Genomic DNA, 23,104 nt, shown 5'->3' with positions numbered 1-23,104 from the left:
AGGAGACGAAGTGTCCCTCGTGGACTACGCCGACCGCGTACTTCCGGCCGACTGCGACGTAGCGACCCTTGTGGCACGCGTGCACGATCCCGTCTTGGGACCTTGCGTCGCGTCCATCCGTGGCGACGACGTCGTGGACATCACCAGTTCCGTGCCGACGGTCTCGGCACTGCTCGAAACGGCCGATCCCGTCGAGCTCGTGCGCAACGCGGCCGGGGAGCGCCGCTGGGGCCTTCCGGACCTGCTGCGCGCGACGCTGTCCGGCACATCGGGGCCCAGGCTGCTGGCGCCGGTCGACCTCCAGGTCTTGAAGGCGGCCGGAGTCACGTTCGTCGGATCCATGCTCGAGCGGGTCATCGAGGAACGGGCCCAAGGCGACCCAGCCCGTGCCGAGGAGATCCGGGGAAAGCTCGGTGCGACGCTCGGCACCGCGATCTCGACGGTCCGTCCCGGGTCGGCCGAAGCCGCGGAGGTCAAACGGGCTTTGCTCCAGGAAGGGATGTGGTCCCAATATCTGGAGGTCGGGCTCGGACCAGACCCGGAGATCTTCACCAAGGCTCCCGTGCTGTCCGCGGTCGGGACCGGTGCGGCGATCGGCGTGCTCGAACGGTCCGAGTGGAACAACCCGGAGCCCGAGCTGGCGCTCGTCGCGGACTCGACGGGGAAGCCGCGTGGCGCGATGCTCGGCAACGACGTCAACCTCCGCGACTTCGAAGGGCGGAGCGCGCTGCTCCTCACCGAGGCCAAGGACAACAACGCCTCGTGCGCGCTGGGGCCGTTCATCCGGCTCTTCGATGAGCACTACACGATCGATGACGCGCGGCAGACGGAGATCGCTCTCGACGTCACCGGACAGGACGACGGTTTCTCGCTGCACGGCAAGAACTCGGTCAACCAGATCAGCCGCACGTTCGAGGAACTGCTCGCACACACCCGGGGGCGCCATCACCAGTACCCGGACGGGTTCGTCCTTTTCACCGGCACGCTGTTCGCACCGACCGAAGACCGCGATGCGCCGGGCCAAGGCTTCACCCACCACGCCGGAGACGTTGTGTCCATCTCGGCAGAACGGCTGGGCACACTGGTCAACGTGGTCACCTCCGCCGAAGAGGCGCCACCCTGGACCACTGGCATCACCGATCTGGTGAAGAGCCTCGTCCGCCGGGGTGCGCTGGGACAGGTGCAGTCATGAAGGCGAAGGTCGTGGTCACCGACCAGGCGTTCGGCGGCACTTTGGCTGAGCGGGCGGTCGCGGAGCGGCACGACGCCGAGTTCGCCGAGTTCCAGTGCGCCACCGAAGCCGAGACCGTCGCAGCCGTGGCCGGCGCCCACGTCGTATTCGTGAACCTCGCGCCGGTCACCCGGGCCGTGCTCGAGCGGATGGCGCCCGGAGCCACGGTGATCCGCTATGGGGTCGGCTACGACAACGTCGACGTACGGGCCGCGGGGGAGCTGGGGATCAGCGTCGCCAACGTGCCGGACTACGGCAGCGAGACCGTTGCCGATCACACGGTGGCGCTGTTGCTTTCATCACTGCGAAAACTGTCGGTCTACGACAGCCGGATCCGGGAAGACGGCTGGATCAAGCCACCCGGGCTCGGGACACTGCGTGGTTTCGGCGACACCACCGTCGGGCTGATCGGAACCGGCCGGATCGGTTTCTCCGTGGCGAAACGCCTGATGCCGTTCGGGTTCCGGATCATCGCGCACGACCCTTGGGCGCCGGCCGGTGCACTGACCGCATTCGGCATCGAATCCGTCGAGCTCGACGACCTGCTGTCGCGTTCCCACGCGGTGTCCCTGCACTGTCCGCTCACACCGAACACCCACCACCTGATCGACGACGCCGCCTTGGCTCGGATGTCCGCGGGAGCGGTGCTCATCAACACCTCACGCGGCGGCCTGGTGGACGAGGACGCCCTCGTGCGAGCTCTGAAAAGCGGTCGGCTGTCCGCCGTAGGCTTGGACGTCTTCAGCCAGGAGCCGTTGCCGCCCGAGTCGCCGCTGCGCGCCCTGGATCAGGTCACGCTCACCCCGCATTCGGCGTTCTACTCCGCTCATTCGGTCGAGCAGTTGCAGCTGCTGGCCGCTGAGGAAGCCGACCGCGCTCTCGGCGGCCGCCGGCTGAGGTCGCCGGTCAGCGCTTGACGCAAGCACGCCCTATACACCCCTGGACGGAAACGGTAGTCATGCTTTCCAGTACGAATCCGAAGACCGGGCGCACGTGGTCGGTGAGCTCACCGGCATTCGGCGTCGAAGACGTCGACCGCCTCGTGCGTGACGCGGTCGGCGCCGCTGAAGTTCTCGCTGCTTCGGGCACTGCTGGCCGGGCGTCGATGCTGCGCTCCATCGCCGACGAACTCGACGCGGACGGCGAAAAGATCGTCACGCTCGCCGATGAGGAGACCGGGCTCGGAGTCGACCGCCTGACCGGTGAGCTCGCGCGCACCAGCGGACAGTTCCGCTTGTTCGCCGAGGTGCTGGACGACGGCGGCTATCTCGAAGCCACGATCGACCACGCGACGGAGTCGGGCCCGGACCTCCGGCGAATGCTGGTCCCCGTCGGGCCGGTCGCGGTATTCGCCGCGAGCAACTTCCCGCTCGCGTTTTCCGTTGCGGGCGGCGACACCGCCTCCGCGCTCGCCGCGGGCTGCCCGGTCGTCGTGAAGGGCCACCAGGCTCACCCAGCCACCTCCTTGGCGGTGCACGAGGCGGCGAAGCGTGGCTTGGCCGCCTCGGGTACTCCTGCAGCGGCACTCGGCTTGCTGTTCGGACGGGAAGCCGGTGTGCGACTCGTCGAGCATCCGCAGATCAAGGCGGTGGGCTTCACCGGCTCGCTGTCGGGAGGACGGGCACTGTTCGACATCGCGCAAGGCCGTCCGGAACCCATCCCGTTCTACGGTGAACTGGGCGCCCTGAACTCACTTGTCGTGGCACCCGGTGCGGCGGCCGAACGAGGCGACCGGCTGGCGCGCGAACTAGCAGGTTCCGCGACCCTGGGGATGGGCCAGTTCTGCACGAAGCCCGGCTTGGCGCTGGTTCCTGCCGGTGCGGCGGGAGACGACCTGATCGCGGGGCTCCGCCGGGAGTTCGCCGCCCACGCCGGCGGGGTGCTCCTGAGTGCAAGCATCAAGGACGCGTTCGACCGTGAAGTCCGGAAGCGGGTATCCGCGCCGGGGGTGCAGCTCCTCACCCAGGGGATCGCTCAGTCCGGAGGCGGGTTCACCGCCCAGGCGACGTTGTTGGTGGTGCCGCCGGCCGAACTGACCGGGGAACTTCTCGACGAGTGCTTCGGCCCGTTGCTGGTCGTGTCCCGGTACTCGTCGGAGGCCGAGCTGACCGCGGCGCTGGACCGGCTGCCGGGAGCGCTGACGGCGACCGTGCACGCGACCGATGCCGACCGGACGCTGATGCGGTCCGTGCTGCCTGTCCTTGAAGCACGAGTCGGCAGGCTGGTGTGGAACGGGTACCCGACCGGTGTCGCCGTCAACTGGGCGCAGCACCACGGCGGGCCGTGGCCGGCGGCGACCGGATCCGCGCACACCTCGGTCGGCGCATCGGCCGTCCGGCGGTTCCTGCGCCCAGTGGCTTGGCAGAACACGCCGCCGGAGTTCTTGCCCGCCGAGCTGCGGGATGAAGCCGTCGCGATTCCGCGGCGGGTCGATGGTGCGTTGGTCATGTGACTGGGTGCACCGGACCGACATCACGCGGCCGGATGAATTCCGATTCCGTCCGGCCGCGTGGGCGGCCTCTGAGCTTGTTGTTTAACCTGTGCGCTTCGTGCGGGTTGTGGTTGCTGTGTCGGTTTTGGTGATTTTCCCGACGTGACATGTGACAACACGGTGTTGGTTGCGTGATCCTGGTGGGCGGCCTGGGCCGGGCCGGGAGGGTTTCGGTGCGCTGGCGGGCAGCGCGGTGGTCGGGCGGATGTTGCGAAATCCCCGGCGGACGCGGGCTGGTGTCAACCAGCCGGGGGCGGGGGCCGAGGTAAGTCATCGGCTACGGCTCCCTTCGCGTCCGAAACGCGAGCCTGTCATGCCGACGGCCGCGTGTGCAGTGCCGACCCGCCGGGCGGCAGGTGGACTCAACCAATCGGCGGAGCGGGGCCCGCCGGGAGTGTGTAGGAGTCGGTGGTCATCCGCTGCGGTCGCAGAAATACGCCAAGCTTCAAAAGTGACGGTTTGCCAATATTGGGATGCCCGAAGTTGGAGGTTCGGCTCGCCCGGCGCAGTCAAGAACGGGACGGCGACCGGCAGCTCGAAGGGACTCACACCCTGCAGAACGAGGAGTTCGGCCCCACCGGCACGCGGACGCCCCCGACCGGAGCAGCCACCGCACCCCGCTGTCGGTACGTCAGGGAACGCCGCCATCCCCGGCACGACGTGGTCAGGCATGTTCCCGGGTGCCTGGGCGGCGGCGGACTGTAGCGGCATAGGCGGGGATGCGGACAGGACTGCCTGCGGCTCCCGAGCGTCCGTCGTCGGTGTACCAGCGGGCGCCTGCCAGCGGCAGCAGGTATCCGCCGAACTGCATGCCGGATACGGACGCCAGGTAGGAGTGGCGCGGCACTACCTGGGCGGTGCCTTCCCGGTTGGAGGCGAGGTAGGAGGGTGCGGTGCCGCGGCCCCGCACCGTCACCGGAGTCCGGAGGGGCGGACCGCCGATGTCGATGCCGTCGAACAGGCCGGGAAGGTCGTCGCCCGACCGGAAGGAGACGGTCAGCCGGATGGTGGCCTCTTCACCCGGCTTGATGTCCGGCGGGGTGACGTCGTCGGTGTAGCCATCGGCGCGTCCCGGGCGCGCTGGGCGGCTGCGGCCGCCTTGATGGCCGCCAGGCCATCAGCCATCGCCGCGTAGCGGCCGTCATCGTCCAGACCACGGGGTTCCTGGCGAGTTCGGCGCCGAGGTCGGCGTACCCCGGCTGCTCGCCCTCTTCGAGCGGTACGGCGTGTCCGGCACCTGGTGCACCCCGGTGCACTCGATGGCCACCTTCCCCGACGCCTTCCGCCGCATCGTCGACGCCGGCCAGGAGATCGCCGCCCACGGCTGTTACCACGAGGCGGTTCCCTCCCTGGACCTGGAGACCGAGGTCCGGCTGATGGAGAAGACCATCGAAGGCCACCTCAAGCATGCGGGTGTGCGGTCCCGCGGGTACCGGTCGCCGGCATGGGACTTCACCGAGCGCACCCTGGAGCTGCCGGAGAGGACGGGGTTCGACTGGGACTCCTCGCTCATGGGCGGGGACTTCCAGCCGTACCACCCGCGGCCGGTCGAGGTCCGCTGGGAGGAGGGCTCGGTCTTCGGCGCGCCGAGCCCGATCCTGGAGTTCCCGGTGTCGTGGTACCTCGACGACTTCCCGGCCGGTGAGTGCATCCCCGGCATCAACCAGGGCCTGGGCTCCAGCGAGGTCATGTTCCAGCGGTTCCAGGACCACTTCGACTACGCGTACGCCCGCGAGTCCAACCCCGTCCTCGCGATCACCGTGCATCCCCAGACGGTCGGCCGCGCCCATCACATCCTCGGGCTGGAGAGGCTGCTCGACCACATGAGCGGCCACGACGGCGTCTGGTTCGCCTCGCTCAGCGACATCTACGACACGTGGACCGAGGACTGAGCGGATCGCCATGACCACAGCACGGCTCATCGGAACCGCGGCTGTCGCCCTCACCGTCTGCGTGGCGGGCAGCGGCTGTTCGACCGGCATCGACACCGGAGCGGGCGCCTCGAAGGAGATCATCGACGGGCCCGTCTCCGACCCGGCCAAGCTGAAGATCGCCTACTTCTCGGCCGGTGCCAGCAACTCCTACCTCCAGGCGTCGATCGCCGAGGCGAAGACCGTCGCGGGGGAACTCGGGACCCACCTCGACATCTTCGACGGCAAGTTCCGCGCCCAGACCCAGTTCGACCAGATGCAGCAGGCGCTGACCAGCGGCAGGTACAACGCCTTCGCCATCGAGCCCAACGACGGCAATCTGGTCTGCGGCCTCCTCACCCAGGAGGCCCCGAGGAAACACGTCCTGGTGTCGGTGTTCGACCTGCCGATCTGCGGCCGGGAGACGAACCGCGGGGCCAGGACGTACCAGCCGGGCACGATCACCTACGTGGGCGGCCAGACCCTCGGTCTACGACTCCCGGGTTCGCGGCGTCATCAATGCGTGCCCTCGCGGAGCGAGTGTGGGGCTGATCTCCGGTCCGGACCTCAACGCCAACACGCTGTCGTTCTTCAAGGTCGCGAAGGCTTTCGGCAAGACCAGGGGATTCAAGGTGGTCGCCCGGCAGACGACCGACTACACCACGCCCAAGGCGTTCGGCGCGGCCCAGACGATGCTGCGTGCGAACCCCGGCCTCGACGTGATCATGTCCAATTTCTCGGGCATGACCCGCGGCGTCGCCGAGGCCGCGGGCGGCAAGGGCGTCAAGGTGTTCGACTTCGGTGGCGACGCATGGGCTCTGCGGCAGATCGAGCAGGGCACGCTCGCCGGCAGCGTCATGATGCTTCCCCGTCTGGAGACCCGCAAGGCCATCGAGACGCTCGCGGCCTACGCCAAGAGCAGGTGGGTCAGGTCGTAGAGGGCCAGCCACAGTTCGGTGAGGGGGAGGTATCGGCCTGCGCCCAGGCGTGTGCTGGTACTGGTCATGCGGGCTCCACCCGCAGGGCCTCCTTGTCGTGCTGCACGATGCGGCCTCCGCGCACGCCGCCGACGGCGCTGTACCAGACGGCGTGGCGGCAGCCGGTAGCTCGGCGGTCGATCACGATCGAGCCATCGGAGGCGATCTCGAAGTTCGGTCCGATCCGGCCGACGGTCACGGCTTGATCATGGACCGCGACCTTCGGCAGCGCTGCATTCTCCGGGGCGTCGAGTACATACAACGTGGTCACACCTTGCCCTCCTGCTTCTCCCGCTCCCACCGGGGCGGCAGTTCTCCTTTCCGAGGCAGCCCGCCACCTCCGCCCGCCGGAGGTAGCCGCGGATCCCGCCGTTCTCGCGGGCACAGAAGGCCCGCTTCGCGCTCGACGAGTGCGCCATCTTCCACTGGCAGCCGTTGCGCATGTTGCTGAAACTTCTTGCATGGCTCCTTGACGTGACCACTCAGGAAAGGCAGGCTCCGTCGCGGAACCCCCCACGGCAGCCAGGCGCGTGGCTGCCTCCGAGAGCGCGTCCCTCACCGCGCCCGAACGCTGAAGGAGCCGCATGTTGCACCACCGATTCCGCGCCATCGGCGGAGCCCTGACCGGAGTGCTCGTCACCACCGGCCTCGCCGCCTTCTCCCCCGCGACCTCGCAAGCCGCGCCCCCCGGGGAAAAGGCCGTCACGGCCACGCTGTTCGAGCGGAAGTTCACCGACGTGGCCAAGATCTGCACGGACGAACTCGGCCCTGCCGGGTATGGCTATGTCGAGGTCTCGCCCGCCTCGGAGCACATACAGGGCAACCAGTGGTGGACGTCCTACCAGCCGGTCAGTTACAAGATCGCGGGCCGGCTCGGCGACCGGGACGCCTTCGCGTCCATGGTCTCCGTCTGCCACGAAGCCGGTGTGAAGGTCATCGCCGACGCCGTCATCAACCACATGTCGTCCGGGTCCGGCACCGGAACCGGCGGCACGCAGTACACGAAGTACTCCTACCCCGGTTACTACCAGGACCAGGACTTCCACTCCTGCCGCAAGGACATCTCCGACTACGGCAACCGCGAGAACGTCCAGACCTGCGAGCTGGTGGGTCTGTCCGACCTGGACACCGGCAGCGACGCCGTCCGCACCACCATCGCGAAGTACCTTGACGACCTGCGCTCGCTCGGCGTCGACGGCTTCCGCATCGACGCCGCCAAGCACATCGCGGCCGACGACGTGGCGGCCATCAAGGGCAAGATGAGCAACCCGGGCTTCTGGGTCTCGGAGGTCATCCACGGCGGCGGCGAGGCGGTGCAACCCGAGGAGTACACCGGGGTCGGTGACGTCGACGAGTTCCGCTACGGCGGCCACCTCAAGAGCGCCTTCCAGGGCGGCAGCGTCGCCCAGCTCAAATCCGTCGCCGACGGCAAGCTCAGCAGCGACAAGGCCCGCACCTTCGTCGACAACTGGGACACCGAGCGCAACGGGTCGACGCTGACCTACAAGGACGGCGCGACGTACACGATGGCGAACGTCTTCATGCTCGCCTCGCCCTACGGTTCACCGAACGTCTTCTCCGGCTACGAGTGGTCCGACAAGGACGCCGGGCCGCCCAGCGGCAGCGACGGCTGGACCAACATGCACGCCAAGCAGGAGATCACCGGAATGGTGGGCTTCCGCAACGCGGTCGGCTCGGCCGAGTTGACCAACTGGTGGGACAACGGCTCCAGCGCGATCGCCTTCGGTCGCGGCGACCGGGGCTTCGTCGCGATCAACGCCGGGGACGGCGAGCTCACGCAGACGTTCGCGACCTCTCTGCCCGCCGGGACGTACTGCAACGTCGCCAAGGCAGCACCGGGCGCCTGCGACGGCAACACCGTGACCGTCGGCGACGACGGCAAGGCACAGCTGACCGTACCCGCCAAGAGCACGGTGGCCCTGCACATCGGCGCCAAGAGCTGACCTGTAAGCACCCCAGCACACTCTCCGCTCACCTACGTCACGGCGCGGCCCGCCCTCAGGCGGGCCGCGCCGCCCATTCAGTTCGAACAGCTGACTACCGTGACCGCGGCTGTGCCGGAGACCGCCGATAGGCCCGTGGCTCGTCAGCCACCGATCACCGACGCACACGTCGCGCCGCCCGCCACACAGCCATGATCGACGCTCACGAGCTCGCCCCCGGTCCATCACCGTGCAGCGGCTGACCGCCGCCACCACGCGTCAATCCAGTGGGCCTGCGGCCCGTCCCACACCGCTTTCCGTCAAGGGGCATCCGCGCGACCGACCGCTCCAACGTCCGGGACCGGCCATGCCGGAACTACGGCGTCCAATGCCTCTCCGGCGCGTACGAAGGCGTCAGCTCAAGAAAGGTGCGGGTGCGGTGCCGAAGTCAGGTGAGAGCGTTCCTCTGCGGTCACTACGTCGCGGGCGCCCCAGCCCGGCCGCTGCTCACAGGACTTGCGTGAATCATTCCGTGTGCGCGGCATGCCATCCCGCCGGGCCGTGATGGTGGACTGCCCGGTCTGGCGCCGGCCTGCCGTCTCGCTCAGCTGGCGGGGACGCCTCGGTGAGCTGGTCAGCGCTGGTCACAAGACCGCCCACCACTTGAGCCAGCCGCTCCACCATCCGGCCATGTCGCCGAAGCGTCTCCTCATGCTCGACCTGCGTCTCACGGAGCGCGTTGAGGCACTGAGCGTGGCCGCGCATCATCGCATGCGGCTCCGCGACACCGCGATCGGCCATGCCTGCCAGAGCTCGGCCGGAGCGTCAGGCAGCATCAGCCATCGCGCTCAAGAAGCTGCCGCAGCAGCGCCTTCAGCTCCTCTTGCCCCTTCTCCAGCCGGTCCAACGCCGCCGTATGGTTGGCCAGCGCGATCGTCTGCTCGGCCTGCCTGTCGATCACCCGCTGCAGCTTCTCATTGAGAATGCGGGCCATCTCCTGGCCGATCGGATCTTCAGGCATCCGAGGTCCCTCGCTCGCGTGTCGTCGTTCCAGATCATGTCTCTGCGGACCGCCTCAGGCCCGATTGTCTCAGAACAGACCGGGTGGCCGATACTCCCGGTCACAGCACCCTGGCAGAAGCCGCGAAGGCCCCGGCCCGGTCCGGTCCGGTCAGCTTCAGGGGACGCTCCACCAGCTCAGGGAACCTGGCTGCCGGGCGGTCCAGCAAGATCCCGCCCACGCTGTACGCGGAACCGTCACCGTCCAGCACAGTGAGCGGCCCGTGCGGGAACCCCGGCGCCAGGCCCTCCGGCAGCGGGCGCAGCAGCACATCGCCGCGGTGGGCGAACTCCGGGGCGCCGACCGCCCACCGGTATACGTGGGTACCGTCCCGGACCTCCTCGGGTGCCCTGCCACGGAACGTCGCAAACCGGTCAGACCTCTCCGTCGACTGCGGAACTTGTCGTACATCCGCACCAGCCGCCAGGGCCCGCCGGGAAGGGCTGGAAACCATCGTGTCACGCCACGTTTTTACGGGGAGCTATGGGCGGTCGCTTGCTCGGAGTAACAAGGGGGTCACGTGAGGTGGAAAGACGCGTTCGGTGACGCGATGGAGGAACTGAAGGCGATACGCAAGCAACTCGAACGTCTCGATGACCCGACGGTCGGGCTGACCGCACTGCACGGGGACCTCACGCAGAGCCGCCTGAAGATCCTGGAACTCATCCAGGGGGGCATCACCGGACTGCGCGAGGAGAACCGGGAGGTACGTCGACGCCAGGACCGGATGATCAGCGACCTGAACGACACGCGGAGCGAACTCCGGCAACTGCTGGACCTCGTCGGCGTCCTTCGGCCCCTCGCGCCGGCCGAGGGGGCAGGCGAGAAGTCCGGCGATGGCGCGCAGACGCATCCCGAGGAGACTGCGCCGCCGGAGCCCGGGGTGGATGCCGGTTACGGCTCCGCCGCCCCCGCCGCGGCGCAGCCACCCGTCTCATCCGACACCGACTCACCGGGGGGAACCATGGAGGACACTGAGCGCCGGCCGCAGCCCGAGGCCGGGAGCCAGGACCAGGACCTCGCTCTCAAGAACGCCATCGAGGCCGCTTACCGGGGCACCGGCACTTCCGCCGCACAGCCTTCCGCCCCCACTCCGCAGGCATCCGCCGGCGTGGAGGATCCGCGGATCGCCCATGGGGTCCTGCTGCTGAAGGCCGCCGGCGTGGCCTCCGCGGAACTGATCACGCACCGGGATACCTGGGAGTGGCTCGCCGCCCTGGCCGTCGGCCACAGCCACTTCCGCATCCCTCCCGCTGTCGATGTCGAGAACATCAAGGAAGGCCGCGTCCTGACCGTCCTGTCCGGACGCTCCCTCATCGCCCTCCTGATCGAGCTGTGGAACACCCGCTCCACCGCCACCCCGCTGGAGGGCGACTGGGCACTGGCCATGACCTCCTACAACCGCATCGCGGCTGAACTCGCCAACGTCGCCGGGCAAGGTGAGAGCATCCGCATCGTCCTGGACGACGGCCTCCCCCGCGCCGCTGACGGCTGACCAGCACTGCACACGACGAGCAGACGACGGCCGCCCGGATCGAGCCGGGCGGCCGTCGTGATTCCCTGAGCACCGGGAGGGCAGGGGTCAGTTGGCTTTGTCCGTCTCCAGGGGACAGCGACCGGGCCGCCTACAGCGGGAGGCCGGCCGCGTCGGTCTCCGTCCCGGCCGAACGCCCGTCGGCGGCCCGCAGTGGGACGCAATCGGGGTTCCGCACGCTGCTCGACGAAGCAGCGGTCGGCGTCACCATCCGCATCGCGGATGCCGCGCGGCTGTTCCGCTCGGCCAAGGACGTCATCCAGATCCGGGAGTCCTCCAGCGGCGCGGCCTGCACCCGCACATCGCGACCGGCGCATGGTCCGGCTTCGATCTCGCGGCCGACGACCCGCAGACCAAGCTGTTCGTCACGATGCTCGCCGGGGTCCTGGAGTTCCAGCGCGACCTGATCTCGGAGAACACGAAGGAAGGCGTCGCCGCCACCGAGCCGCGGGCAAGACACTGGGGCGCCCGGCCGCGCTCGGCGAGGACAAGGCGGCCGACGTCGTCGACGCGTACGCCAAGGACGCCAAGGTGAAGAGGCTCGCCCGGCAGTACGACGTCGCACCCAAGACCATCCGCCGTGTGCTCGACGCGGCCGGCGCCCGCGGTATCGGCGATGTCCTGGAGGAACCTGGCGTCGTGGCCACCGACATCGAGGACCAGGAGCAGGCTCCCGAGCAGCCGCACGCCACCGACGTGCCCGGCCTGCTCGCCGACCACCTTCAGGGCCCCCGGGACTCCACACTCCACGAGGCGCTGCGCGGCGGCCGGGATCCGCCGCGGGCAGGGGTACTCGGTGCGCGCCATCCGACTCCTCCCCCTGAGCCCGGCTGGTCCGCACAGGTGCCGCCTTCCCGTACCCGGGGTCAATCCGTCCCGGGCATCTTCCGCATCTGGATGATCTGTGCGGTCCGGGTGGTGATGATGTCGTCGGCGAGTGCCTTGGCGGGGCCGTAGGCTCCTTGCTTCTTCTCGGCCTTGCCCAGTTGGACGGCGCCCTCGTGGTGCTTGATCATCATGGTCAGGAACATGGTGTCGAATGCCCTGCCGGAGGCATGCTTCATCTCGTTCATCTGCTGGTCGTCCATCATGCCGGGCATGGGCGAGGCGCTGCCGTGGTCCATGCCCCCCATGCCGCGAGGCCCTTCTCGCCCCAAGACTTCAGCCAGCCGGACATGGCCGCGTGTCCGCACGCGGATCGCGTTCAGCATCGTGCGGCGGCAGTACCCTCCGGCTGTCCGCCCCGGCCGCACGGCCAGGCCGGCACCGGCAACAGCGGCCGGGCCGTCTCCCACTCCGCGTCCGTCATGTCCGACGGATACCGCCGAACACGTTCCGGGTGATCGGTTGCGTTCCCGAACCGATGGGCGGCACAATCACACGGCGGAGAGGCCGAGTTGAACTCCCCCGGCGCGAGCACGGAGAACTGCGGCAACAGGGTCTCCTGGGTCTCGGATGGCTTCGCGCCCCGAGCTGCCAAGAGGCCCTGCCTTCATGCCCGCGACCAGCTGCGATCACCCGATCGAGACTCCCGTTCGACGCACACCCCTGAAGATCGGAACGACAACAACCACTGAAGCTGGAACGGGTTGTTTCCCGGGACGCGGCCTTCGGGGTCAATCCGATGTGAAGAACTGGCTGCCCACGCGTGCGCCCAACGTGGATCTCTCTGCCAGCTCGAGCCCGATCTCGGACAACCTGAGCAGGCGGTCGAGGCGCCGCGCCTCCCAGTTTTCCAGTTCGGCGGCGGGAAGCGGCTGCGTCAGGGTCCACCCTCGCAGGGCTGTTGCCAGGCCTGCGGCGTCACCGAACGCCTTGGACGTCCCCGAGGCGGTGTGGGGCCGGACCGTGCCCGCCGCATCGCCGATCAATGCCGCGTGGTCGGCCACCATGCGCCGAGGGGGAAGGTCGAGCACCGGTTGCATGAAGACGTCCGACAGGCGAATCAGCTCGGCGAAGGCCCGTGGAAGCGAGGCGTCTGCCTGGTGCGCGACCTGCTCGACGGTTTCCGGTAGCAACTCGCCCGGCGGCAGGAAGTGTGCGAAGCGTCTTCCGGAGCGGCCGGTGAGGAGTTTCGGCACGTTCGGCTCGGCGACGTTCACGTACCAGACCCAGTTGACGCGCCGTGAGCCCTCTTCCCGCTCGCCGTTGGCGCCGGGAACCAGGTAGCAGAGCATTTGCATTCCGCTCGACGTGAAGAACGTGAAGCGGCCCGAGAGAAGGTCCAGCAGATCACCCGGCAGCGCGGATTCGGGTTCCAGACCACGCCAGGCTACGTAGCCGGCGTACATAGGGCGGGTGGCGGAGTCGAGCAGTTTGCGGGCGGCCGACCCGATTCCGTCGGCGCCCACCAGGAAGTTGCCACGCGCGGTATACCCGTCGGAGAACTCGGCGGTGACGTCGTGGCCGTCCACGTGTACGCGAGTGAGTGTGCTGTCCAGGCGGTAGCACATTCCGGCGAGGGGTTCTCGCAGCGCACGGTAGAGGGTGTCCCATGCGGTCATGAGTTGTGGAGCCTCGTAGCGCGCGGCTTTGCCATGCGTGTGCAGTTGCTGGCGCTCGTGCAGTTCGACGCTCACCGACTGCGCTGGTACGCCCAGGCGGCTCAGCAGCGCCTCGGTCTCCGGTTGCATGACGATGCCGGCGCCGCGGGCGGACGTCTTGCCCACCGACCGCTCGTACACAGCGACCTCCGCGCCAACGGCCCGCAGCTCATGCGCCGCCGCCAGGCCGCCGACGGATCCGCCGATGACCAGCGTTGTGAAGGCATTCATCTCTGGAATCACACACCTCCGCCGCCTCGCGAGTGCGGGCCTTCGGAATCGGATTCCCCTCGAGCAACCGAGTGCCCGAGGAGAGAGAGCGGGAGAACCCTCAGGCAGGGCTGTGGATGCCGAGGAATGCGCGGCCGTTCGCTTCGAGCGTCCTGGCGTCGAGGCCGTGATCCAGAAGGAAGCGGACTGGGGCCGGCTGCGCCATGTCGAAGGGATAGTCGCTCCCGCACAGGATGCGATCCGGTGTGGCATGGGCTGTCAGCAGCCGCAGTACCTGGGGGTCGTGGGTGACCGTGTCGAAGTACAGCTTGGCGAACGAGTCAGTCGGCGGGCGGCCGCTCCCCTGGCGTACGTCTTCCCGTGACCGCCATCCGTGTTCCCATCGCCCGAGCAATGACGGTGCGCAGCCCCCGCCGTGGACGAAGCAGATGCGCAGGTTCGGTAGTTCCTCCATGACTCCGCTGAGGATCACCGATGCCACGGCGGTCGTGGTTTCCACCGGGTTGCCGATCAGGTTGGCCAGGTAGTGGTCCTTCCACTCCGGCCGTGGCAGCTGCATCGGGTGGACGAGGACGGCCAGGTCCGCTTCGGCGGCGACAGCCAGTACCTCCCGCATGACACCGTCGCCGTAGGACTGCCCCTGGACCAGGGGCGGGACGGCGACACCTGCGATGCCCTCCATAGCGGTCAAGCGGGTCATCTCGCGACGGGCGGCGTCCACGTTGTCCACGCGGGTCAGCCCGAGTCCGACCAGGGTGCCGGCGGAGGAGGAGACAGCTTCCGCGAGCCGGTCGTTGTAGGCCGAGACGTAGTCGTCCGCCTCTGACGGCGTGTGGACGGGGAAGGCGAAGGGTGGCGCTGAGACGGCGCGGGCGCCCAGGCCGACCTTCAGCGTGTCGGTGACGACCGCGTCGATGTCGGTCATCGCCGCGGTGGGGAAGAACAACGGGTTCCCGCCCAGGTACAGCTCTCCGTCACGGTCGTTCATGCCGCCCAGGGGAGAGCCCGGCGGGAGGGAGAGCAGTTCCCGAGGCAGCCAGTGCGCGTGGACGTCGATGACTCCGGCGCGGACGCTTCCCGTTACAGCCATGTCTGCTCCTCAACCGACGCCTGCCGGTGGGGTCGTCGTGCGGCAGGGTCAGGTCGTGGCCTGCTGTTGTTCTTGCGCTGCCCGCATGATCGCGCGGCGGATGGGTTCGTAGCCGGTGCATCGGCAGATGTTGGATCCGACGATATGGTCCACGCGCTCGGGGTGATCGGCAAGGGTGGAGTCGGCCTCCAGCGCCCCGGCGGCCACCATCAGGAATCCCGGTGTGCAGAAGCCGCACTGCAGCGCGTGTTCGGTGGAAAAGGCGCGCTGCAGCGCGCTGGGCTCGCCGTCCGAACCGGTGAGTCCCTCCACGGTCCGGACCGACCCGCCGTCGCACTGCACGGCGAGCATCAGGCAGGCGCGTACTGCCTCACCGTCCACGAGCACGGTGCAGGCGCCACACACACCGTGCTCGCAGCCCAGGTGGGTACCGGTGAGCCCGCAGTCCTCCCGCAGCACGTCGGCCAGGATGCGCCGAGGCTCCACGTCGAGCGGGAACTCCTCCCCGTTCACGGTGAGGGTGATCTTCATTGACTGTCTCCCTTGGTCCTGCCGACGCGAGACCGGTGGTCGTTCGCCGCCTGGCACAGTGTCCTGGCAGCCACCACGGCGATGGCATGCCGCCGGTATTCGAGGTCCGCGTACGGCTCCGCCAGAGGTGCGGCGTCCTGCTCCGCGGCAATCCGACCCGCCCGGGTGAACGGATGGTCCTCGGGCAGCCGGTACCCGTCCGTCGGCGGTCCGATCCCGACACCGGTCAGGGCCTGCTCGGCGGCGTGCGCCCTCAGCGGCCGGTCGGCGCAGTTGACCAGTCCGATGCGTGCCTCGCTGATCACTCCGTCGTGCACGATGAGGACGGCCGCCACGGCTACCTGGGCAAAGCAGAAATGCGTACGTCGATGCTCGATGAAGCCGACGCCGGTGCGCTCGGCGAGCAGCGGGTACCGCACGGAGGTGATCAGCTCTCCGGGGCGGCGGGCGGTCTTGAGGGGACCGTGGAAGTAGTCGCGTGCCGCGACGGTACGGGCGCCTTCGGGTCCTTGCAGCCGGATGTCGGCGTCCAGGGCCATGGCGATGGCGCACCACTCGGACGCGGGATGTCCCCAGCCGAAGCTGCCCACCATGGTTCCCCGGGACCGGATGGGCGGGTGGGCGATGTTGACGACAGCGAGGGAGAACAACGAGCCGAGCGGACCTGGCACGGCCTGCTCGGACTCGAAGACATGGTGCCTGATGAGGGCGCCGACCCGCAGGGCGTTGTCAGTGATCTGCATGTCGTCGAGTTCCGGGATGCGGTTGATGTCGACGACCAGGTCGGGACGGATGCGCTCCAGGTGCATCTCTAGAAGCAGGCTCTGGCCGCCGGCCAGGACCTGGGCCTTGCGGCCCCCGTTCCCCAGAGCGTCGACGGCCTCGGGCACGGTGCGGGGTACGACGTAATCGAAGGCGGCGGGCTTCACCGGGCCTCCTCCAGCTTCGGGGCTCGGGCCGCTCGCCACACCACATCCGGGGTGAGGGGCATCTGCAGCAGGTCGCAGTCGGCCGGCTGGAGTGCGTCGACCACGGCGTTGACGACCGCGGCCGGCAGGCCGATGCAGCCCGACTCGCCGGCGCCCTTGGCGCCCAGCGGGGAGCTCGGGCTCGGCGTGCAGGTGTCCTTGGCCTCGATGGGTGGCAGCTCGGTATAGGTCGGCAGCAGGTAGTCCAGCAGGCCGTTGGCCAGTATGGGAACTCCGTTGTCGCCGTAGGGGATGGCCTCGTACAGTGCCTGGCCGATGCCCTGCAGAGCGGACCCGAATGCCTGCGCGTGGACGATGTCGGGGTTGAGCACCACACCGCAGTCGTCGACCGTCACCACCTTCAGCAGTTGCACGGTGCCGAGTTCCGGGTCGACCTCGGCCACCGCCACGTGGGTACCGAAGGGGAACTCCATCCCCGTCTCGAAGCGGTCCTCCACGCGCAGGGGCCCGGTGGCCTTGACCAGCTCGCTGATGTCCATGGCGGCCGAACCGTCTTGGGCCGCGTGTACCGTGCCGTCGGACCACTCCACCTGCTCCAGGGGCAGATCCCACAGGTTCGCGGCCCTCTGCTTGGCCTCCTCGATGACCAGTTGGGAGGCATGCTGCAGCATCGCACCCGTGACCTGCGCGGTTCGGCTGGCGAAGGAGCCCAGACCCTGGGGCTGTTCGTCGGTGTCGCCCTCGATCAGCCGGACGCGCTGTTCATCCACTCCCAGGGTCTTGGCGACCAGCGGGGGGAACACCGTCTCGTGGCTCTGGCCGCTGGAAGCGGCGCCGCACCGCGCGGTGATCGTGCCGTCCGTGCCGACCTCGATGCTGCCGAACTCGTGGAGGCCACCCGGCTCCCCACCGGAGCGCTCGACATAGCAGGACAAGCCGATTCCCAGAGGCTTGGCGGTCGGGTCCGTCCGGCGCCGGGCCTGTTCGGCCCGCCACATGTCGTACTCGACAGTCTCCAGCGCCAGATCGAGCGCGCGTGCGTATTCGCCGCTGTCGTAGGTCCGGCCGGTGGGAGTCGTGTACGGGAAGCTCTCGGGCGGGATGAAGTTCCGGCGCCGCAGCTCCGCCGGGTCAATACCCAGCCGACGGGCCATCGTGTCCATGGACCGCTCCAGCGCGATCACCGCCTCCGGCCGCCCGGCGCCCCGGTAGGGGTAGGTGAGCATGGTGTTGGTGAGGATCGAGCGGACGGTCGCATGGACCTGCGGGGTGCAGTAGGCGCCGGTCGCCATCCAGGCGGTCTGCATCGGCAGTCCGACCCCTAGGTGAGGGTAGGCACCGACATCGGCGTCGATATGGAGCTCGTAGGCGAGAAGCCGCCCGTCAGCGTCGGCGGCCAGCCGCGCATGCTGGTCCTGGCCGCGGCCTCGCGTGGCGACCAGCATGGATTCCAGACGGTCCTCGATCCACCGGACAGGCCGCCGCAGCTTGACCGCCAGGAAGGCGACCATGACGAACTCCGGGAAGGACGCGCTCTTCGACCCGAACGCCCCGCCGGTGTCCGGGACCACCACACGTACCTGCTCTTGCGACCAGCCCAGCAGTGCCGCCAGCTCGCGCCGGAGCCGGTGGGGCATCTGGTGCCCCGACCAGACCGTCAGCCGGTCGCCCTCCGGGACGGCGAGGATCGTCCTGCATTCCATCGGGGTGGGCATCAGGAGGTTCTGGCGGTACCGGGCCTCCACCACCGCGGCCGCGTCCTGCCACACCTTGTCCTCGATGGGCTTGCCAGCCTCTCCCCGCAGGGCGATGTTGCTCAGTCCCTCGAAGAGCAGGGTCGAATCCGCGGCAGCGGCGGACGGCGTCACCATTGCGGGCAGCGGGTCGACCTGGAAGGTGACCTCGGCGGCCCCGTCCTCGGCCCGGTACCGGTCCTCCCCCAGGACCACCGCGACCGCCTCGCCCGCGTAGCGCACGCGTTCCTTCACCAGCGCGGGCCACTCGCGGCCGACGACCGCCTCATCCGAGGACAGTTTGGCCAGCACGGTATGCGGAACCGGAGGCAGGTCCTGCAGGGTAGCTGCCGAGTGGGCGCACGGGGGCATGTCCATGAGGTCGGCGGCGGACCAGGCGCCCACCACGCCAAGCACTTCACGAGCCGCGCGGCAGTCCACCGCGCGCAGCGCACCGTGGCCGACCTTACTTCTCACGAACACAGCGTCAAGACGGTCCGGCACTTCGATATCGGCGACATAGCGGCCCTTCCCCGTGAGCAGTCTTTCGTCCTCGCGCCGCGTCCATTGATACACAGGTGCACCTCTAGCTGGCTCGAGTTGCTGGGGGCCCAACCGGCGGTCACCCCTGAGGATGTGGGCGTTCTTATGCGGCGTCTGCCGCACACCGCGAGAATGCGACAGCCCAAAGAACCCGATATCACCCAAGTTTAGGCACGGTTCAAGACAAAGCGCATGCATGACGCGCAGCGCGCCCGTCGAGATCTGTCAGACCTCGACGACGCGAGCCTTGATCGACGGCGTGTGCGAAGGCGACGTGATAATCCAGAACGTCGTGCCACCGTGATCAACGCCTACTTCAACCGTGCCGACACAACCATCACCGGCCCGGATCCGCGGCCATATGGGCCACGATGCGCCCGGCGCATCTTCCAGTGAAGGTATTCTTCAGGGCCGGTGCGTTACAGCATGAGCGTCGGACCGGTGGTGACCTGCGACGACTAGGGCTGCACGCGCCGCGCGCATCACCGGGCGCAGCAATTCCCGGAAAGCTGGCCGACTTGCGTCCACCCGAAACCTCCCACGGTGCCTCTCGCCGATGGGACGCATGACGGTCGCCATGATGCGCAGCGCACGCGAGAGATCTATCAGACCTCGACGATGGGGGGCGTTGATCGATGGCATGTACGACGGCGACGTGACAATCGGCGAGCTGCTCCGGCACGGTGATTTCGGCGTGGGCACATTCAACCATCTCGACGGGGAGATGGTGATTCTCGGCGGATCCTGTTACCGCTAGAGACCTTCAAAGGTCGGCGTTACGGCAGCTGGATCAGGCCGGTCTTGGCGATGAATCCGGCGAGGAGGGCGGGGCGGTACTGCATCCGTTTGAGGCGGGGCAGCCGTCACCAGCCCACGCAGCAATAACTCCGACACTTGAAGATCTCCAGCCGTCTGAATCGTCGAGTTGGTTCGGGCTCCGGCTCCGGCCCGTACGCCTCGCCCGGCGCACCAACTCGCCCGCCGCCAGGGTCGCGGCGGCCACCGCGCGCACCCAGCGCTGGCCGTCCCGCGCCGCCCACACGACGCAGACGCACCCCCTCCGAGGGGCCGTCGCAGTGGCCCACGTGTCGCGAGAGAGGTTGGTACTCCAGCAGCGTTTCGCTATCTGGCCTGGTCAGAGGCGTCGTCCGGAGCGTAGTCGGCTGGTGGTGTGTCAGGGGCGGTCTTGCCGGACCGCCCCTCCAACGAGTGGATCGGGGAAATGGCTGGGCTGTGATACGGACAGCCTCCCACCGCGATCGACGAACATGCGGACGCGGCCTGCGAACGAGAGCTCGGCGACCTCTTCCTCTGCATCGGCCACCGGTTTTGGTATGGAGGCGGGAGGCGGCGTGGACGTCGATGAGGTCACGCACAGCCCCGCGGCCGGCCAGCGCGCGCAGCTTCGTGCCGATGACGTCGTCCAGGGCGAGGACAGGGCCGTACTCGGTCGCTGCGGGTGGGCGCCAGAACGCCTCTTTGAGGATGTCGACCTCGCACTGCTCACCGCCGGCGGGATCGGTGACCACGAGACGGCCGGAGAGCGGGTCCACGCCCACCTCTCTCACGTGCCAGCCGCGCTCGGCCAGCCCGGCGGTGAGAGTGCGGGTGATCTCCGCCATGGGCGCGGGGTTCTCCGTGGCGACGTCGAGGTCCTGGCTGAGCCGGTCGACCAGGCCGTGCGCCTGGACGGCGTACCCGCCGGTGATGACCAGGGGGTAGGGGGTGCCGATGGCCGTCCCGGGCCCGCACCCGGCCAGGACGCCCATCGGTTGGTCTTCCGCCTGGGGTGGTCCTCCACCTGGGGAGGGCCTTGTCCATCCCCGCGATGCGACTGAGATTTTCCAGCTCGCCGCGGGACACGATGGAGGCGGGGCCCCTTCCCCCCTTCCTGGGTGGCGTACGCGAGACCGGTCCTTGAGGGCGTCCTCGTCCGGCGGCCGGGTGCCGTCCTGCCGCTGGTGCAACCGCGCCTACGGAGCCAGGTGGTCGGGCCAGTCCTCCCGACCAGGCTCATTGGGGTCGAAGGTGGCGGCCTTCTCCACATGTGCTTCGGTCCGTTCGTGGTGCACCCGGCATGAGCTGCCGGGAAAACCAGGGAGTCAGTGGACCGGGGGGTCGGAGCGGGGGCCGACGGCCGGAGCGGGCGTGTGGGGAGTGGACTGCGTCGTTGTGCTGCGGAGGGCGGTCGGCCAGCGGCGGGCCAGCCATGCACAGACCACGAGCTGGAGGGTGTGGTAGAGCATCAAGGGCAGTACGGTCATGGCGACCCGGCTCGCCGGAAACAGCACGGAGGCCATGGGCAGCCCGCTGGCCAGGCTCTTGGTGGCGCCGCAGAAGACCGCGGTCACCCGATCCTCCCGGGACAGGTGCAACATCCGCGCACAGCGGTCGGCCAGGAGGAGGGCGACACACAACAGCAGCACGCACAGCCCGCCGAGCAGCATCAGCCGCGCCGACGACACGCGCTGCCAGATGCCGGTGGTCATACCCCGGCTGAACGCCGAGTAGACCACCAGCAGAATCGAACCCCGGTCACAGACACTGATCAGGCCGCGGTACCGGCCGAGCCAGTCGGAGATCCAGCGCCGTACCACCTGCCCCGCGAGGAACGGCAGCAGCAACTGTACGACGATGTCGCCAAGTTGGCCGAAGCCGAACGGGATGCCGCCGCCCTCGGTTCGCTGGATCAGCAGGACCGCCAGGGCAGGGGTGAGGACAACGCCCAGCACCGTGGAGAACGACGCCGAGCACAGGGCCGCGGCCACGTTGCCGCGTGCCAAGGAGGTGAAGGCGATGGAGGACTGGACGGTGGACGGCAGCACGGCCAGGAAGAGCACACCGGCGGTGAGCTCGGCACCGAGCATCCGATCCGGTAGCAGGGCGATGGCCAGCGCGACCAGCGGGAAGGCCACGAACGTCAGGGCCAGGACGGGCAGATGCAACCGCCAGTGCCGTACGCCCTCCAGCGCGGCCGACGGGGAGAGTCTGGCTCCGTAGAGGAAGAACAGCAGTCCGATCGCCACCTGGGTCAGCGAGGAGACGATCTCCGCCGCCTGTCGCTCGGCCGGAGCGAGGGTGGCGACGCCGATGGCGCCGAACAGCGCGACGATGTACCAGTCGACGCGGCGCGCCAGACCGCGCGCGGCGCGGGTGAGAGTCCGGAACATGCGCTCCTGCCTTGAATCCGATGGCGTGGGACCCGCGCCCGGCTGGTGCCGGGCGCGGGAAGGACCGGGGACCGCGGGCGGCTCACGTCGCGGGGCGCGGTCCCCCTGTCGGCCCCGGATGTCAGGAGGGGACGTGCTCGTGGTGGCGGCTGATGTTCTTCTCCAGCAGTGCTAGGCACTCGGCGACACCGACGGTGTCCGGACCGGTCTGCGGGAGGCGGCCGTCGGCCTCCCTCAACTTGGTCAGTGCCCGGTCGATGGCGGTCTGCGCCGCGAACAGGCAGGGGGTGCTGTAGATGGCGACATCGACGCCCAGTTCCGACAACTCGCTCAACGACAGCCGGGGCGACTTGCCGCCGGCGATCTGGTTGAACAGCAGGGGCTTGTCGCCGATGATGCGCCGCACCTTGTGGATCCATTCGATGCTGCGCACTCCGTCCACGAGCACGACGTCGGCGTCGGTGGCCGCCAGTGCCTTGGCGCGGCGCAGGATCTCGCCCTCCTCGGTCGCATCCGTGCGGGCGACCACGATGAGCTCCCGGCGCGCGGCGAGAACCATGTCGAGCTTCTCCAGATACTCCTCCAGCGGTAGCACCTGCTTGCCGTCGACGTGTCCGCAGCGCCGCGGGCGCTTCTGGTCCTCCAGGACGACGCCGGAAGCGCCGATCGCCTCCAGGCTCTGCACGACATGGCACGCGGTCTCCGGATCGACGTAGCCGTCGTCGATGTCCACGAGCAGGTGCTGGCGTGGGAAGGCCAGACGCAGGCGCTGGACGAAGGCGGTGATGTCCGGCCAGGCGATGAAGCCGATGTCGGGCAGGCCGTAGTGGGACGCGGCGAAGCCGAATCCGGAGATGAACATTCCGTCGTAGTGCCGGGCCGCGACGGACGCGGAGAACATATCGAAGACGCCGATCAGGGGCGTGGTGCCGCCTGCGCTGATTGCCTGACGTAGCCGATTGGGGTGGCTCACGGTACCCTCCGGGGAACTGGTTGCGTGGGCTTTCCGCTATTGCGGCCGTCTGCCTGCGAAAGCCATGGCCGCACGGCGTGTTCCGCACCAGGCAGGCCGGGCGCCCTTCGTCGGACGGGGCGCCCGGCCTGTGCTGTTCAGTGCAGTGGCGGCACAGTAAAAGGAATTTTGCCTTATCACAACCATCCCTTGGGGATCTCAATACGAATATGGCC

At 68.8% G+C, this 23,104-nt stretch carries 21 protein-coding genes and 3 pseudogenes; 10 read left to right on the top strand and 14 right to left on the bottom strand.

Annotated elements, in window-relative coordinates:
* Positions 1-10: 10 nt before the first annotated feature.
* The 3 genes from NQU54_RS24960 to NQU54_RS24950 are packed head-to-tail and all read left to right on the top strand — an operon-like array spanning position 11 to position 3,683.
* Positions 11-1,192 (top strand): fumarylacetoacetate hydrolase family protein, encoded by a 1,182-nt coding sequence (locus tag NQU54_RS24960; protein ID WP_257633069.1) that lies wholly within the window; start codon positions 11-13, stop codon positions 1,190-1,192.
* On the top strand, positions 1,189-2,148 hold the full coding sequence (locus NQU54_RS24955; protein WP_257633068.1) for a C-terminal binding protein: 960 nt from the start codon (positions 1,189-1,191) through the stop codon (positions 2,146-2,148). Before NQU54_RS24960 ends, NQU54_RS24955 begins: the two co-directional genes overlap by 4 nt.
* Before the next feature lie 41 nt (positions 2,149-2,189).
* Complete coding sequence (locus NQU54_RS24950) at positions 2,190-3,683, top strand: aldehyde dehydrogenase (NADP(+)) (protein WP_257633067.1); 1,494 nt, start codon at positions 2,190-2,192, stop codon at positions 3,681-3,683.
* 81 nt (positions 3,684-3,764) lie between these two features.
* Here the strand turns inward: NQU54_RS24950 and NQU54_RS24945 are convergent.
* Positions 3,765-3,965: pseudogene (locus tag NQU54_RS24945) on the bottom strand (NF041680 family putative transposase); the annotation flags it as partial.
* 421 nt (positions 3,966-4,386) lie between these two features.
* Complete coding sequence (locus tag NQU54_RS24940) at positions 4,387-4,638, bottom strand: hypothetical protein (RefSeq protein ID WP_257633066.1); 252 nt, start codon at positions 4,636-4,638, stop codon at positions 4,387-4,389.
* A gap of 283 nt (positions 4,639-4,921) precedes the next feature.
* Between NQU54_RS24940 and NQU54_RS24935 the strand changes: the two genes are divergently transcribed.
* The 3 genes and pseudogenes from NQU54_RS24935 to NQU54_RS24930 all read left to right on the top strand — a co-directional run bounded on the left by NQU54_RS24935 (position 4,922) and on the right by NQU54_RS24930 (position 6,570).
* Positions 4,922-5,614, top strand: a complete 693-nt coding sequence (locus NQU54_RS24935) for a polysaccharide deacetylase family protein (RefSeq protein WP_372506018.1) — start codon at positions 4,922-4,924, stop codon at positions 5,612-5,614.
* Between the two features lie 10 nt (positions 5,615-5,624).
* Positions 5,625-6,110, top strand: a pseudogene (locus tag NQU54_RS50660) (type 1 periplasmic-binding domain-containing protein); the annotation flags it as partial.
* A 64-nt stretch (positions 6,111-6,174) separates the two neighbouring features.
* Complete coding sequence (locus NQU54_RS24930; RefSeq protein ID WP_257633065.1) at positions 6,175-6,570, top strand: substrate-binding domain-containing protein; 396 nt, start codon at positions 6,175-6,177, stop codon at positions 6,568-6,570.
* A gap of 64 nt (positions 6,571-6,634) precedes the next feature.
* Here the strand turns inward: NQU54_RS24930 and NQU54_RS24925 are convergent, their stop codons facing one another.
* On the bottom strand, positions 6,635-6,880 hold the full coding sequence (locus NQU54_RS24925; protein ID WP_257633064.1) for a hypothetical protein: 246 nt from the start codon (positions 6,878-6,880) through the stop codon (positions 6,635-6,637).
* A gap of 313 nt (positions 6,881-7,193) precedes the next feature.
* On the opposite strand from NQU54_RS24925, the gene NQU54_RS24920 reads away from it, so the two are divergent.
* On the top strand, positions 7,194-8,573 hold the full coding sequence (locus NQU54_RS24920) for an alpha-amylase (RefSeq protein ID WP_372506014.1): 1,380 nt from the start codon (positions 7,194-7,196) through the stop codon (positions 8,571-8,573).
* Between the two features lie 814 nt (positions 8,574-9,387).
* Here NQU54_RS24920 and NQU54_RS24915 read toward each other — a convergent pair.
* Positions 9,388-9,573 carry a hypothetical protein gene (locus tag NQU54_RS24915; RefSeq protein WP_257633063.1) on the bottom strand — a complete coding sequence of 62 codons (186 nt, stop codon included), beginning with the start codon at positions 9,571-9,573 and terminating at the stop codon, positions 9,388-9,390.
* Between the two features lie 100 nt (positions 9,574-9,673).
* Positions 9,674-10,066 carry a hypothetical protein gene (locus NQU54_RS24910; RefSeq protein WP_257633081.1) on the bottom strand — a complete coding sequence of 131 codons (393 nt, stop codon included), beginning with the start codon at positions 10,064-10,066 and terminating at the stop codon, positions 9,674-9,676.
* 66 nt (positions 10,067-10,132) lie between these two features.
* Between NQU54_RS24910 and NQU54_RS24905 the strand changes: the two genes are divergently transcribed.
* Both NQU54_RS24905 and NQU54_RS50200 read left to right on the top strand, forming a co-directional pair.
* Positions 10,133-11,107 carry a hypothetical protein gene (locus NQU54_RS24905; RefSeq protein WP_257633062.1) on the top strand — a complete coding sequence of 325 codons (975 nt, stop codon included), beginning with the start codon at positions 10,133-10,135 and terminating at the stop codon, positions 11,105-11,107.
* Between the two features lie 409 nt (positions 11,108-11,516).
* The gene (locus NQU54_RS50200) at positions 11,517-11,681 is read left to right on the top strand and encodes a hypothetical protein (RefSeq protein ID WP_372506013.1); all 165 of its coding nucleotides are present in this window, start codon (positions 11,517-11,519) and stop codon (positions 11,679-11,681) included.
* 331 nt (positions 11,682-12,012) lie between these two features.
* Here NQU54_RS50200 and NQU54_RS24895 read toward each other — a convergent pair whose 3' ends face one another.
* The 6 genes from NQU54_RS24895 to NQU54_RS24865 form a co-directional block, all read right to left on the bottom strand.
* On the bottom strand, positions 12,013-12,279 hold the full coding sequence (locus NQU54_RS24895) for a DUF305 domain-containing protein (protein ID WP_257633060.1): 267 nt from the start codon (positions 12,277-12,279) through the stop codon (positions 12,013-12,015).
* A gap of 483 nt (positions 12,280-12,762) precedes the next feature.
* Positions 12,763-13,920, bottom strand: a complete 1,158-nt coding sequence (locus NQU54_RS24885; protein WP_257633059.1) for an FAD binding domain-containing protein — start codon at positions 13,918-13,920, stop codon at positions 12,763-12,765.
* Between the two features lie 100 nt (positions 13,921-14,020).
* Positions 14,021-15,010: an amidohydrolase family protein gene (locus NQU54_RS24880; protein ID WP_257633058.1), complete on the bottom strand. Its 990-nt coding sequence runs from the start codon at positions 15,008-15,010 to the stop codon at positions 14,021-14,023.
* Positions 15,011-15,058: 48 nt separating this feature from the next.
* Entirely contained in the window at positions 15,059-15,541 is a 483-nt protein-coding gene (locus NQU54_RS24875) for a (2Fe-2S)-binding protein (protein ID WP_257633057.1), read from the bottom strand.
* Positions 15,538-16,470, bottom strand: a complete 933-nt coding sequence (locus NQU54_RS24870; RefSeq protein WP_257633056.1) for an FAD binding domain-containing protein — start codon at positions 16,468-16,470, stop codon at positions 15,538-15,540. The genes NQU54_RS24875 and NQU54_RS24870 overlap by 4 nt, the downstream gene beginning before the upstream one ends.
* Complete coding sequence (locus tag NQU54_RS24865) at positions 16,467-18,779, bottom strand: xanthine dehydrogenase family protein molybdopterin-binding subunit (RefSeq protein ID WP_257633055.1); 2,313 nt, start codon at positions 18,777-18,779, stop codon at positions 16,467-16,469. Before NQU54_RS24865 ends, NQU54_RS24870 begins: the two co-directional genes overlap by 4 nt.
* Positions 18,780-19,311: 532 nt before the next feature.
* Between NQU54_RS24865 and NQU54_RS24860 the strand changes: the two genes are divergently transcribed.
* Positions 19,312-19,503 (top strand): acetolactate decarboxylase, encoded by a 192-nt coding sequence (locus tag NQU54_RS24860; protein WP_306279022.1) that lies wholly within the window; start codon positions 19,312-19,314, stop codon positions 19,501-19,503.
* A 571-nt stretch (positions 19,504-20,074) separates the two neighbouring features.
* On the opposite strand, the pseudogene NQU54_RS24855 reads toward NQU54_RS24860, so the two are convergent.
* The 3 genes and pseudogenes from NQU54_RS24855 to NQU54_RS24845 all read right to left on the bottom strand — a co-directional run.
* Positions 20,075-20,515, bottom strand: a pseudogene (locus tag NQU54_RS24855) (nucleotidyl transferase AbiEii/AbiGii toxin family protein); the annotation flags it as partial.
* A 333-nt stretch (positions 20,516-20,848) separates the two neighbouring features.
* Complete coding sequence (locus NQU54_RS24850) at positions 20,849-21,916, bottom strand: bile acid:sodium symporter family protein (protein WP_257633054.1); 1,068 nt, start codon at positions 21,914-21,916, stop codon at positions 20,849-20,851.
* A 121-nt stretch (positions 21,917-22,037) separates the two neighbouring features.
* Positions 22,038-22,889: an isocitrate lyase/PEP mutase family protein gene (locus NQU54_RS24845; RefSeq protein ID WP_257633053.1), complete on the bottom strand. Its 852-nt coding sequence runs from the start codon at positions 22,887-22,889 to the stop codon at positions 22,038-22,040.
* Between the last annotated feature and the right edge of the window lie 215 nt (positions 22,890-23,104).

Source organism: Streptomyces malaysiensis subsp. samsunensis (assembly GCF_024519315.1).
Taxonomy (GTDB): Bacteria; Actinomycetota; Actinomycetes; order Streptomycetales; family Streptomycetaceae; genus Streptomyces; species Streptomyces malaysiensis.
This window is presented reverse-complemented; position numbering and strand designations above follow the sequence as displayed.

What these genes read in the sequence shown, in the direction of transcription:
- NQU54_RS24895 (WP_257633060.1), bottom strand. Translation starts at nt 12,279, where the DNA reads ATGGGGGGCATGGACCACGGCAGCGCCTCGCCCATGCCCGGCATGATG.
- NQU54_RS24910 (WP_257633081.1), bottom strand. Translation starts at nt 10,066, where the DNA reads ATGGTTTCCAGCCCTTCCCGGCGGGCCCTGGCGGCTGGTGCGGATGTA.
- NQU54_RS24875 (WP_257633057.1), bottom strand. Translation starts at nt 15,541, where the DNA reads ATGAAGATCACCCTCACCGTGAACGGGGAGGAGTTCCCGCTCGACGTG.
- NQU54_RS24860 (WP_306279022.1), top strand. Translation starts at nt 19,312, where the DNA reads ATGACGGTCGCCATGATGCGCAGCGCACGCGAGAGATCTATCAGACCT.
- NQU54_RS24950 (WP_257633067.1), top strand. Translation starts at nt 2,190, where the DNA reads ATGCTTTCCAGTACGAATCCGAAGACCGGGCGCACGTGGTCGGTGAGC.
- NQU54_RS24955 (WP_257633068.1), top strand. Translation starts at nt 1,189, where the DNA reads ATGAAGGCGAAGGTCGTGGTCACCGACCAGGCGTTCGGCGGCACTTTG.
- NQU54_RS24915 (WP_257633063.1), bottom strand. Translation starts at nt 9,573, where the DNA reads ATGCCTGAAGATCCGATCGGCCAGGAGATGGCCCGCATTCTCAATGAG.
- NQU54_RS24850 (WP_257633054.1), bottom strand. Translation starts at nt 21,916, where the DNA reads ATGTTCCGGACTCTCACCCGCGCCGCGCGCGGTCTGGCGCGCCGCGTC.
- NQU54_RS24885 (WP_257633059.1), bottom strand. Translation starts at nt 13,920, where the DNA reads ATGAATGCCTTCACAACGCTGGTCATCGGCGGATCCGTCGGCGGCCTG.
- NQU54_RS50200 (WP_372506013.1), top strand. Translation starts at nt 11,517, where the DNA reads ATGCTCGCCGGGGTCCTGGAGTTCCAGCGCGACCTGATCTCGGAGAAC.
- NQU54_RS24920 (WP_372506014.1), top strand. Translation starts at nt 7,194, where the DNA reads ATGTTGCACCACCGATTCCGCGCCATCGGCGGAGCCCTGACCGGAGTG.
- NQU54_RS24880 (WP_257633058.1), bottom strand. Translation starts at nt 15,010, where the DNA reads ATGGCTGTAACGGGAAGCGTCCGCGCCGGAGTCATCGACGTCCACGCG.